We start from the raw sequence: 11646 nt of genomic DNA, 5'->3' as shown, positions 1-11646 counted from the left end.
CTCCAGGAACCGGATACGCCACTTGCCCACTGTGGCGCGCGTGAGTTGAAGACGCTGGGCAATTGCGCTGTTGGGCTCCCCGGCAGCAGCAGCCAGCACGATGCGCGCACGCGTCACCAGCGCCGCCGAAATCGAGCGCGAACGCGCTATCGAAGTCAGTTGCGAGCGCTCATCTTCACTCAACACCAGTTCGGCCTTCGGTCGTCCCATGGGCATGCTGGTATCTCCCGTTCCATCGATACAAGCATGCTACGTGAACATAGATTAGTTAACAACAGAACGGAACACTAGGCGTCCGTTTCTGCGCGCGTATTCTCGTCGAAGTGGAAGCGCGGGCGCGATGGCTCTAATGGCGTGCGCTGCCTGATGATGTCGGCCGCCTTTTCCGCGATCATCAGTGTGGGAGCATTTAGATTGGCGCTTGTGATGTTCGGCATAACGGAGGCGTCGACGACTCTCAAGTTATCGAGTCCACGTACCCGAAGTTGCGCGTCGACGACGGCCAAGTCATCGGTTCCCATGCGACATGAGCACGACGGATGATATTCCGTGCCGGCGGTCTCCTGAATGTAGCGAAGCAGGTCAGCATCGCTCACGCAATCAAGCCCGGGCGAAATTTCTTCGCCGCGAAACGCCTGAAATGAACTCTGCGAGACAATTTTTCGTGCAAGCTTGATGCCTTCGATGGCTTCCCGTCGATCATGCTCGGTTGCGAGAAGATTGAAAGAAATGCGTGGCATGGCTGACGGGTCGGCACTGCTGAGCGACACCGCTCCGCGGCTACTGGGTCTGCTTTGGTTGACCTGAATCTGAAAGCCCTGCTTGAGGACGATTTTGGACCCGGTGTAATCGTAGAACGCTGGAATGAAATGAAACTGTATATTTGGGAACGACACTGTGTCGTTCGATCGAACCAGTCCGCCAGCCTCGAAGATATTTGAAGACAAGGGGCCGCGGTGGGTAGTCAGCCATTGCGCGCCGGCTGCCATTTGAGACAAGGGATGATTAAGCGCGGTCAACCGGACGGGCTGTATGCTCGTCCACGCGACTGCGACGTCGATGTGTTCCTGAAGGTTCTGACCGACTCCTTTGAGGTCGTGAATAACGTCGATTCCGTGACTCTTCAAATGGTCTGCGCTGCCGACGCCTGAGAGCATCAGAAGATGCGGAGAATTTATCGCTCCTCCGCTGAGAATCACCTCCCGGTCTGCGAGAGCGCGGCTTGTAGCACCACTTCGCGAGAACTCAACACCAATCGCGCGTCTTCCATTAAAAATCACCTTCCGCACGAGACACCCGGTTCGAACGTGAAGATTCGGCCTGGAAAGAACTGGTTTCAGGTAGGCGCCGGCGGCGGAACATCGTGCTCCATTCCATCGCGTTGCGTCGTACGGTGCGAGCCCTTCGGGTCGGTACCCGTTGAGATCATCCGACTGCCCGACGCGAGCGTCATTGCCGGCCGCTATAAAGGCATCGTACAAGGGGTCTGTGGCTGAGCGTCGACTAACTTTCAAGGGGCCGAGCCCACCCCTGTATTCGGTCTCGCCCCATTCGCTACACTCGGACTTCTTGAAGTACGGCAAGCAATGCGCATAGTCCCAGGTTTCAAGTCCGAACTGAGAGGCCCACGTATCATAGTCCAGCGGGTGGCCGCGCATGTACACCATGGCGTTGATCGATGACGATCCTCCGAGTACTTTTCCGCGCGGAACCGCGATACGACGCCCCAGCAAACCGGGCTCGGGATCGGTCGTATAGTTCCAGTTGAGCCTTGGATTCTTGTGAACCCGCTGGACACCAGCGGGCATATGAATGAAGAGATTCGAATCCTGGCCACCGGCTTCGAGAAGGAGCACGGTTACATCGGGATCTTCTGTCAAGCGGTTTGCAAGAACGCAACCTGCTGACCCCGCACCGACTAGGACAAAGTCGAAATGGGAGGAATTTTGCATGGCAAGGATCGTCCCGGGTTGGATCAACGGTTTTGAAGGTTTCTGACGATGTATCGATGAAACCCGTGTAAGGCCGCTTCCCAATGAGGGGAATAACGTGTGTTCAGGTTCAGAGCGTTCCGCGCTCGCGCCAGGCTCTGGACCGTCTGGATATAGTCAATATCTTCTTTGACGACTTCCTTGAAAAAAGACATGGCAGTCTGGCGAGCCTGGTCATACTCGGGTGCTGTTGCGGCTTCGTCGACAAAGTAGGCCTTTGACCTGCTGATGGTGCGTTCCGGACCGCGAGGAATAAAGTATTGGACTTTAACCATGGTCGGAGAGTAGAACACGTTTGCATTGGGCATCAGGTAGAGGCTTATTGCTTCAGCCTTATCGTTAACCTCATAGTACGGAAACGACTTGAGCGGAATATCTCCCGAGTCGAGCCCCTTTGTGTATCGCTCCCGCGTCTCTGCGAGGGAGCGTCTCGAGCTGAAGCCGTGATACGTATCACCGCCGTCCTCGGTTGCGTAATCGTCGCTATAGGTCAGCCATTTTTTATGCACATACGGCAGGTGATAATCCTCGATTCCGCTTTCGATCGCGATCTTCCAGTTCGCCTCGAACGTGAAGCTGATCTCGTCGGGCCATGCAACCGCACGAGTCATATCAAAGTGCTGCGTGCGTACGTCGGCAGGCTGCATATGGTCTTGCAGCGAGCCGGCATTCCCGTCCAAGTTGACGAACACCAGGTCGTTCCACGTGTCGCAACGCACAGGCAGTAAACCTAATTCCGATTTGTTGAAACCGGGCGCATCGCCTTTCTGAATGCCTGCGATGTTAGGCGTGCCGATCAGTGCGCCGTTCAGTTTGTAACCCCAACAATGATATGAGCACACGATGCTCGGCCTGTTGGTCTTCTCCTTGACAACGCGCATTCCACGATGGCGGCATATGTTGTGGAAGCAGCGGACGATGCCGTCCTGCCCCCGAACCATGACTAGCTCCCATTCAGCAATGGTGATTGGCTCCATGTCGCCTGGCTTGGGAATGTCGCTCGCGAAACCCACCGCCATCCACCCCCGCGCAAACAATCGTTCGCGTTCGAGTTGGTAAAAATCGCCGTCGTAGTAGGCGCGCCCCGGCAGACCTTCGGCGATCGATGTCGGGCGTTCAACCATTTCCGAGATCGCGTGGAGGGATGCGCTTGCAACCTTAGATTCGTCCATCGTGCACTCCGAATTGACTAAATGTGGGACGAGAACGGCGGCAAAGCCCAATGCCGGGAGACGCAACTTGCTGCGTGCTGGGGCGCTTATCAGTCGCGGGCGCTCGCAGCGGTGAGGGGGCTTCTCGCCGTTCTGCGGCGTGGACGGAAGCGCGCGGCGCGGTGCTTGCCGACGTTGTCGCAGTATCGTTCGCAAAATTTCAGTTATTGTGTTTAAATTTCGATAAATGAAATATAGGGCAGCGAACCGAGGCGTGTCAACCACAAAAACCCTGGAGAGCATTTCTGGAAGGAGCGACGGGTCGGTGCGGACTAACGGCCCGCGGATAGATCCATGGCTGTGGGATTGGCTGGCGACCTCCGCCAGCCTGGAGTCAACGGGGAGATGCGATGTGGATGGGACTTGGCGCAGCGGTTTGTTTTGGGACTTCGGACTTCGTTCTCGGCTCCTTGGCTAGGTCGATCGGGGTGCGACGAGCGGCTTTTTGGAACCAGCTTATTGGCTTGCTGGCGGTGACAATGCTGCTCTGCCAATTGCCTTCTTCGAAACAGGTATTCGCTTCGGCGCCTGCCGCCGCATGGATAGCGGGAGTAGCTGGCGGTCTTGCCTACCTCCTTGGATCATTGGCGCTAACCCGCGCCTATTCGCTTGGCGCTGCTGCCATCGTCGGTCCGCTAGGAAACAACTCCGGTGCGGTCGCGACGATGCTGTCGATGATCAATGGTCAGATCCCCGGCGCTGGGACTTTGACGGGTGCGGTCCTGTGTGTCGCCGGCCTACCGTTGGCTGCGCGGGGCGCAAGATCGACGTCGACCTCTTCAACGCCGGCCGCCTTGTACGCGACTGTCGCTTCAGTTGCGTTCGGCGTGAGTCTCTGGGTTCAAGGGCGGTGGAGCGTTCCAGTCTTGGGTCCTTGGTTAAATTTATGGATCGCCTATCTCGTGGGCGTGCCCACCCTGATCCCGTTGCTGTCCCGTCTCCCTCCGAAAACCGAGGCGTACTCTAGGCGAAACATAGGCCGTCTGCTTTGCGTATGCACGCTTAGTCTATGCGCGAGGGGATGCATTGCCGTTGGACTGTCGATTGGACCGACGGCGCTGGTGGCGGTTCTCAGTGCGCTGTCCGGGACCGTGACGGCGTTGCTCGGCGTGCTGCTCCTACGCGAAAGGCTAACCGTCGTTCAATGGTGTGGCGTTGGTGTCGTGATCGCGGGAATAGTTGTCATTCATGCCAGTCGGTAGGGCCTGCAGGCTGAAAGTCAGACGCATATGGCGCCTGGCCGCGGCGGCGTCGCGCCTGCTCCGGGAACGAACGGTTTGCGCAAGCCCAGCAAGCAACGCTGGAAAATTCCCATTGACAGTTGAATTTCGGCTTCCAACAATAATTCCGTAATTTACAGAAAATTCCGAAAAACGGAATTAAGCGATTCCTGACCTACAGTGACGGAGAGTGTGCGATGAACGGGATTGGCCAGACGATGCAGAAGGTGGCGATGGGGTGCGTCATAGCAAGTTGTGGATTGCTTGGCAGCGCCTATGCCGCGAGCGAGATCACAGTTGTCTCTTGGGGCGGAAGCTACACTGCGGCACAGAAACAGGCGTTTTACGAACCATTCACGAAGACGACCGGAGTGACCGTAAGGTCGCAGGACTACAACGGGGGGCTCGGTGAGATCCGCGCCCAGGAACAGGCAGGGAAGGTCGTGTGGGACGTGGTCGTCAGCGACATGTACGATGTCAAGCGCGCTTGCGATGAGGGACTGATCGAGCGCATTCCACTTGCGTCGCTTGGTGCAGCGCCGGACGGAACCCCCGCGACAAAGGACTTTCTGGCGGGAACGACTTCGGAATGCGGCATTGGTAGCATCACGTTGGGGAATGTGATTGCTTACAACACGACCAAAATCGCCAAGGCGCCAACTTCCCTTAAGGACTTTTTCGACACAAAGAACTTCCCTGGAAAGCGCGGCCTGAGAAAGTCTCCGATCGTCGCGCTGGAGTGGGCGCTAATGGCGGATGGCGTTGCGCCAGCCGATGTGTATGCCACGTTGTCGACTCCAGTCGGCCTCGACCGGGCATTCCGTAAGCTTGACACTATCAAGAAAGACATCGTTTGGTGGGAAGCGGGCGCGCAACCGCTGCAACTGCTTGCTTCGGGCGACGTTGCAATGACGTCGGCCTACTCGGGTCGTTTGTTCGTCAGCCAGATGCAGGGGTCTCCGTACAAGGCGGTCTGGGATGGCCAGGTGTGGTCGACTGACGTCTGGATGATCCCTAAGGGCGCTCCACACATGAAAGAAGCGCTGGCGTATGTCAAGTTCGTGAGCGAGCCGGCGCGTTTAGCCGAACTCGCCACTCTTACCTCGAACGGTGTGGTCCGTCACTCGGCGTTGCCGTTGATCGGAAAATATCCGGGCACGGACGTCAATGTGGCATCTCACACGCCGACGTATCCCGACAACCTCAAGACGGCACTGCAGATAAACCACGATTTCTGGAATGACCGTCAGGATGAAATCCAGCATCGGTTCGACCGCTGGCTCCTTCAAAACTAGGACCGTCACAATGCCCAGGGCGAGGGACTGTAATTGAGAAAAAGGAATGGCAGGCTTGAGATGCCGGTGTCGCCGCCTTTCAAGCCTGAGCCTTGGGACTGAGAAATTGCCGGAGCGATGGAACTGAGGCGCAGTTGGGGTACGAACCGCAACTCATAATTGGTAAATTTAGGACTCCTAACTTAGGATATGTCATGAAAAAATGCTTGGTGTTTGCCGGCGTTCTTGGCTTGGCGGCCGTTGCCCATGCGCAAGGCAGCGTCACGTTGTACGGGGTAATCGACACGGGATTCAACTACGTTAACAACGATGGTGGGAAGTCCAGTGCTTCCCTGACTAGTTGTGGCATCCAATGCAGCGCCTGGGGCTTGAAAGGATCGGAAGACCTTGGAGGAGGGTTGAAGGCGGTCTTCAAACTCGAGAATGGTTTCGACGCCACGACCGGTGCCCTCCAGCAAGGTGGCAGAGAGTTCGGGCGACAAGCGTGGGTCGGCCTCAGCGATAGCAAATTCGGTACGATCAGGCTCGGCCGTCAGTATGACTTTATGTTCGACTATCTCCAACCGCTCGGAAGCGTCTGGGATACCGGCCAAGCCCATCCATTCGACAACGACAACGTTGATGACTTCACGAGATTCAGCAACGTGGTCAAGTACATCAGCAATGACTATGCAGGCTTTGAATTCGGTGGCATGTACGGGTTCAGCAATCAGCCCAGTTCGGGCGGTGGCACCGGGTTTGGCAATAATCGCGCCTGGAGCGCTGGTGTCAAGTACCAGAACGGTCCGGTGAATTTGGCCGCAACGTATCTACACATGAACAATCCCGGCATCAATAGTACCGGTTCAGCGACTGGCTACGGATTCGTTGGTTTGCCGACGCCGTATGGAACTGTGAACAGCGTCTCCCGTCACGATACGTTTGGCATCGCGGGGACCTATGCAATCGGAAACGGCCGTGTCGGATTGATGTACACCCACACGAACTTGACAGCTTCGGTTGTAAGCTCAACCGACAAGATCAAGTTCGACAATTTCGAGCTAACGGGAAACTACTACATCACTCCTGCGTTGCTGGTATCAGGCTCATACATGTTCACGATGTCTTCGGACGATAACACTGGGCGGAAGCCGAAATACAGCCAGGTCCAGGCGGGTGTCGATTACTTCTTGTCGAAGCGAACGGATCTCTACGTGTACGGCGTTTATCAGCGAGTCAACGCCGATGCGGGTTCCGCTTGGGTTTTCACTTGGAACAATCCATCGACAACGCGGAGTCAGGTTCTCGCGCGGGCGGCAATTCGCCACACCTTCTGATCCGATTTTGCTGCTCGTTTTTCGATTCGAGGGTGTATCCAGTACAGGCAGGGCGAAATAGTCGTTTGTCTTAGGCGTGCGTGTTCGGATGCCATCGGTCTCGGTGGCATCCTCATTACCAAACCTACTTGAGGGACGTTGTACTGGTGACCACGAGTTCCGTGACCGCTTCCGCAGTTGCCGCCGAAAGTGTCCATCCCAAGTGTCCGTGACCGGTATTGTAGAAAATGTTGCGGCGGCGACCGGAACCGACCTTGGGCAGCATGCCCGGAAGCATGGGACGCAAGCCAGCCCACGGAATCACGCGAGCCGTCGACATGGACGGGAAGTGCTTGCGCGTCCAGTTGACGAGGGGTTGGATTCGATCGGAGCGGATGTCACGGTTCATACCGTTAAGCTCAGCGGTCCCGGCAACACGGAAACGATCTGGTCCGAGACGACTGGTGACAATCTTGGCCGTGTCGTCAAGCAGGCTGACCCATGGCGCGGCTTGTCGGCTTCCTTCGTCGTCCAGGCAGACCGTGATCGAATAGCCCTTCACCGGATAGACGTTCACGTGGTCTCCGACATGCGCGGCTAGAGCACGGCTGCCGACACCCGCGCAAATAACCACCCGGTCGAAGCTACCCATATCCATCTGGCCTTCACGCGTGAATGCAATCTCTGGTTCTCCGGTTGTGGCCTCGGAGATCGAGTGCACGCTCGTGTCGTAGCGGAACTCGACACCCAGACGCACGCAAGCGTCTGCAAGACCGCGCGTGAATTTATGAATGTCGCCGGTCGAATCCGAGTCTGTGAAATAGCCGCCGTGGAAGTGCCCATGAAGCGTGGGCTCGAGGGCCCGGATTTCGTCAGGCGTCACAGCGCGCCGATCAAGGCCACCCTCACGTAGCAATGCATTGACCTTCGTCGCCGCTTCGAACTCTTTACGGGTAGCATAAAAGTGAAGAATCCCGCGCCGTTCTAGGTCGAAATCGATCCGTTCGCGCTCGGCGATCGAGAACATATGCTGACGAGCAGCGATGGCCAGCCGCACTGTCTCGATGGTATTACTGCGGTAGTTCGGAATCTGGCGCAGGAACTCGCCGATCCAGCTGTACTTGTGCCAATCCGGCCGAGGATTCATGAGAAGCGGTGCATCGCGGCTAAACATCCAACGCAGGGCTTTCAGTACAGTAGCGCGGCTGTTCCAGACCTCGGCGTTGCTGGCTGAGAGTTGTCCGCCGTTGGCAAACGACGTTTCCATTGCCGCATAGCGATGACGTTCGAGAACGGTGACACGGTAACCGCGCCGCGCGAGGGCGTAAGCTGTGGTGACGCCTGTAATGCCGGCGCCAATGATGGCAATATGGGACATGACATGGTCCAGTGTGCGTTGGGCATTGCCAGCCGACGTCGACCGGCACGAATGCCCCATCTGTCCATGGACCTGAGAGTTTCGCTAGCACCGGTGACGGCAATAGCTCCCCTTCGGTGGGCGCGCGTGCGCCGCTCTCCAGATGTTCTCGCCGCACGGTCCTTCTGCCTGAGAGTTTCCGGGGCGGTTGCTCCGTCGGCGTCGTCGCGGGTGGACGATCTCTCCCGTGCTTCGTTGTAGAACAGGCTAAGGCTACCCGTTCGATATTGCGGCGGCAAGTGTTTTCAAACCGGATGTCGGGAGCGAATGAAATCCACTCTTCTGATTTGAACAGCGGGCTCGCTACGCCACCGCTCGAGCCGGTTGGTCCATGCCGACACTGATGCCTCAGTGCGCTCGCTGACTCTAATTCCCATGTTTCCTATATCGCGGTACTACACAGCGTTCGTGCCAGTGTGCTTCCGACCGGGTAGGATATTCCCGCGCGGCGGGCTGAGTAACGTCGCCGCGGTTGACCTCGTTCGTCGCGCAGGCGGTCTGAGCGCTTCGTTGAAATCGACCGAGTACTGCGCCCGCTTTGCCTTGCCTGGAAAGGTGAAGGCAATAGGTCCCGTAATCTGCGCTCAAAACGGCAGTCAGCGGTGCACAAACTGCGTGGAAGCGCGCCTTCCGGCGCGCACGCAGACGTTACGAGGCGTGTCGGAAAGCCACGCCTCCTGCGACGCCCGATCTGAATTTTCTTCGAGACATGCAGTTCCACGATTTGCGCGCGAAGGCGCTAACCGATGCGAAACGAATCTGGGGAGGCGCGGCGGCGCAGGCGCTTGGAGGCCATACGACCGAGGGGATGACAGCGCACTACACGAAGGCGCGCGAGGTCGAACGAGTGGCGCCCGTGCCACTCAAGCGTGCCATCTGAACGTCGTAAGCCTGTTTAATTGAGACTAACTTGTGTCTAACTTGGGGTGAAAACACCCCGCTGACCCGCGTCGGAGCTTGATTAAGAACTGAGCAGCAAGTTAGACAAATTCGTTTAACCCATTGATTTTTATGGTTTTGCGTAAAGAAATGGGGTGCAGGTGGTCGGAGGTTCAAATCCTCTCGCCCCGACCAATAGATATAAGGCTCTCAGGGTTTCGGCTCTGTGGGCCTTTTTCGTTCAGGGCCGATTTTGCCCCCACGTTTGCCCCCACAAGACGGACGGCTCTCGTGGGAACGGAGCGGAATTGTCGTCCAGCGGAAGTCGCCACGAGCGGACGTGGCTGCAACTCGTGGGTCGAATGCGACTCCGGTAGATGGGTTGTGGCTTGAGTCGAAGCATCGATTGATTAAGCCGCGATACGTTTGGTCACGATGCCGGGTACTGCATAGTTCGAATCCATCCGTCTCAGCGCGGTGACATGCTCGAGAGGCGCGGGAAGATGTTGGAGCACTGGTCGCGGTACTGCGAGGGGATATCTGCGACCATTGTGCCGATCGCGCCAGGTCAGGCTGATATCGCCGCATGAGCTTTTGACTTGCCAATTTCCGCATGTATCCCTCGTTCAGGGAACGAGTCGTGCCTATCGGCTCAATGACCTCCGTGAGCAGAAACGAGTTGTTCGGACAACGTCCACAAGCGCTCGCCTATTGCATCGTCTCGTGCAGCCGGGCTCGGTTCGGCGATTTTGCAGTCGCTGAAGTATTGGCCGGTGACGCTAGCCACGTCGGGATGTGCGGCTAAATAGCACTGCGTAGCAGCACCTTGTGGGACCGTTTTTGTGAACAGCCGCATGACCGGCACGATTGCCTTCACTAGCAGCCCCAGATGGCGCGACAGATTCGTGTCGGCGATGACATCTGGATGAAGCGTGTTGACAGTAATACCATTGCTGCTTAGGCGGCGCGACAACGCGAGGGCGAACAAAATGCGTGCAACGTTCGATTGCCCATAGAAAACCCAAGGCTTGTAGTTGCGCGCGCCGGAAAGATTGTCGAAGTCAATGCCGACCTTCGGCGCTTTACGATGAGCGCTGCTCGAGAGGATCACAATGCGTGCGCCTGCGTGCTGCGGCATAACGTCCAGGATGCCGTTGATGAGCATGAAGTGGCTAAGGTAATTGACGACGAACTGTTTTTCCAGCCCGTAAATTTGCTCCAATTTTGGGGGCGCCATGATGCCAGCATTGGCAATTACGATGTCTACGTGGCGACCACTGTCGCGGACTTGAGCGATGGCCTGTCTCACCGAGGAGAGACTGCTCAGATCGCAGGCCAGCGGTGTAGTGCTGCCGCGTATTTTTGCGCAAGCCTCCCGGGCCGTCGTCAGGGTCCGAGCCGCTGCGATGACGTGAGCGCCATGGGAGGTCATTTGTTGGAGCGTCTCGAATCCGAGGCCGGAGTTGGACCCGGTCAACAGCACGGTTTTGCCGGCGAGATCGACGCCCTTGAGAACCTCGTCTGTGGTGGAACGGGCGTTGAACGAATTTTTCACTTTTCAGTTCCAGGTGATTACGAGTTTCCCCTTGGGGGTGCCGTGCTGTTCCAATGCCGTTAGCGCGGGGATGGCATCGGAAAGCGATACGGTCTTGCCAATCGCTGGCTGTAGTTTTCCGACAGCAACCATGTCGGCCACTTTCGTCAGCAAATCCGGTGTCGGCTTACCGATAACCATCTTGTGCCGCGCCGAAAAAATAGTTCCGAACAGCTTGGCAGGTCAAGGGGACGGGCTGATGTCGAGAACTACTCCCCCGGGCTTCAGCAACGCACGGCCTTCCTTGATGGACAGTGTTCCGGCCGTGTCGAATACGACATCGAATTGATGTTTGATCGAGTCGACATTCAATTGTTGATAGTCGACCACGCGAGCCAGTCCGAGCGAACGCGCCTCGCTCATCGCTGTACCACGGCAACTGCCGGTCACCTTGGCACCGAGTGTCATGGCGAGTTGTGCCGCGGTACGGCCAACCCCGCCTAGTGTTCCGTTCCGCTGATTCGCGAACAAAGTCTGTGTAGCTTTTCGAGGATGGAATCAGCGGATGCGGTCCACATGAATGGTTTGCAGTTTTCGTTGTAGTGGGAAACGAACTGATCGATACGCGTGATCAGTTGTTTGACCGAACCAAACGAGCCCCTGCGGATGGCCTTGTCGGTGATCAGCGCAAAGAAGCGTTCGACCTGGTTAAGCCACGAACTGTAGGTAGGAATGAAATGCATGTGCCAGCGGGGCTTTGCTGCGAGCCACGCCTTGACCTTGGGATGCTTGTGACTGCCATAG

At 57.1% G+C, this 11646-nt stretch carries 11 protein-coding genes and 1 riboswitch; of the genes, 3 read left to right on the top strand and 8 right to left on the bottom strand.

Annotated features, from left to right (window positions below; all coding sequences use genetic code 11):
* From BUE39_RS33160 to BUE39_RS33150, 3 genes are all read right to left on the bottom strand, one after another.
* On the bottom strand, nt 1-216 hold a 216-nt coding region (locus tag BUE39_RS33160; RefSeq protein ID WP_143169540.1), incomplete at its 3' end, for a helix-turn-helix domain-containing protein.
* 71 nt (nt 217-287) lie between these two features.
* Nucleotides 288-1952, bottom strand: a complete 1665-nt coding sequence (locus BUE39_RS33155) for a choline dehydrogenase (protein WP_073432915.1) — start codon at nt 1950-1952, stop codon at nt 288-290.
* A 23-nt stretch (nt 1953-1975) separates the two neighbouring features.
* Entirely contained in the window at nt 1976-3163 is a 1188-nt protein-coding gene (locus BUE39_RS33150) for an aromatic ring-hydroxylating oxygenase subunit alpha (protein WP_073432912.1), read from the bottom strand.
* A gap of 389 nt (nt 3164-3552) precedes the next feature.
* On the opposite strand from BUE39_RS33150, the gene BUE39_RS36135 reads away from it, so the two are divergent.
* The 3 genes from BUE39_RS36135 to BUE39_RS33135 all read left to right on the top strand — a co-directional run bounded on the left by BUE39_RS36135 (nt 3553) and on the right by BUE39_RS33135 (nt 7033).
* Nucleotides 3553-4404 carry an EamA family transporter gene (locus tag BUE39_RS36135; RefSeq protein WP_084561547.1) on the top strand — a complete coding sequence of 284 codons (852 nt, stop codon included), beginning with the start codon at nt 3553-3555 and terminating at the stop codon, nt 4402-4404.
* 215 nt (nt 4405-4619) lie between these two features.
* Nucleotides 4620-5717: an ABC transporter substrate-binding protein gene (locus BUE39_RS33140; protein ID WP_084561546.1), complete on the top strand. Its 1098-nt coding sequence runs from the start codon at nt 4620-4622 to the stop codon at nt 5715-5717.
* Nucleotides 5718-5911: 194 nt separating this feature from the next.
* Nucleotides 5912-7033: a porin gene (locus BUE39_RS33135; protein WP_073432911.1), complete on the top strand. Its 1122-nt coding sequence runs from the start codon at nt 5912-5914 to the stop codon at nt 7031-7033.
* A 124-nt stretch (nt 7034-7157) separates the two neighbouring features.
* Here BUE39_RS33135 and BUE39_RS33130 read toward each other — a convergent pair whose 3' ends face one another.
* The 5 genes from BUE39_RS33130 to BUE39_RS33110 all read right to left on the bottom strand — a co-directional run.
* Entirely contained in the window at nt 7158-8390 is a 1233-nt protein-coding gene (locus BUE39_RS33130) for a D-amino acid dehydrogenase (protein ID WP_084561545.1), read from the bottom strand.
* Nucleotides 8391-8536: 146 nt separating this feature from the next.
* Nucleotides 8537-8627, bottom strand: a riboswitch (glycine riboswitch).
* A gap of 1333 nt (nt 8628-9960) precedes the next feature.
* Nucleotides 9961-10863, bottom strand: a complete 903-nt coding sequence (locus BUE39_RS33125) for an SDR family oxidoreductase (protein ID WP_073432909.1) — start codon at nt 10861-10863, stop codon at nt 9961-9963.
* 3 nt (nt 10864-10866) lie between these two features.
* On the bottom strand, nt 10867-11043 hold the full coding sequence (locus tag BUE39_RS33120; RefSeq protein WP_084561544.1) for a zinc-binding dehydrogenase: 177 nt from the start codon (nt 11041-11043) through the stop codon (nt 10867-10869).
* A 42-nt stretch (nt 11044-11085) separates the two neighbouring features.
* Nucleotides 11086-11373, bottom strand: a complete 288-nt coding sequence (locus BUE39_RS33115; RefSeq protein ID WP_268802014.1) for a zinc-binding dehydrogenase — start codon at nt 11371-11373, stop codon at nt 11086-11088.
* A partial coding sequence (locus tag BUE39_RS33110) for a transposase (RefSeq protein WP_200799539.1) occupies nt 11343-11646 on the bottom strand: 304 nt, incomplete at its 5' end. The genes BUE39_RS33110 and BUE39_RS33115, both read right to left, overlap by 31 nt.

The sequence above is a fragment of the Paraburkholderia terricola genome (assembly GCF_900142195.1).
Classification (GTDB): Bacteria; Pseudomonadota; Gammaproteobacteria; order Burkholderiales; family Burkholderiaceae; genus Paraburkholderia; species Paraburkholderia terricola.
The sequence above is the reverse complement of the archived record's forward strand: the minus strand, read 5'-3'. Positions and strand labels throughout refer to the sequence as shown.

Bases quoted from the DNA above. Each gene is read 5' to 3' on its own strand.
- BUE39_RS33155 (WP_073432915.1), bottom strand. From the start codon at position 1,952: ATGCAAAATTCCTCCCATTTCGACTTTGTCCTAGTCGGTGCGGGGTCA.
- BUE39_RS33120 (WP_084561544.1), bottom strand. From the start codon at position 11,043: ATGGTTATCGGTAAGCCGACACCGGATTTGCTGACGAAAGTGGCCGAC.
- BUE39_RS33150 (WP_073432912.1), bottom strand. From the start codon at position 3,163: ATGGACGAATCTAAGGTTGCAAGCGCATCCCTCCACGCGATCTCGGAA.
- BUE39_RS33130 (WP_084561545.1), bottom strand. From the start codon at position 8,390: ATGTCCCATATTGCCATCATTGGCGCCGGCATTACAGGCGTCACCACA.
- BUE39_RS36135 (WP_084561547.1), top strand. From the start codon at position 3,553: ATGTGGATGGGACTTGGCGCAGCGGTTTGTTTTGGGACTTCGGACTTC.
- BUE39_RS33140 (WP_084561546.1), top strand. From the start codon at position 4,620: ATGAACGGGATTGGCCAGACGATGCAGAAGGTGGCGATGGGGTGCGTC.
- BUE39_RS33135 (WP_073432911.1), top strand. From the start codon at position 5,912: ATGAAAAAATGCTTGGTGTTTGCCGGCGTTCTTGGCTTGGCGGCCGTT.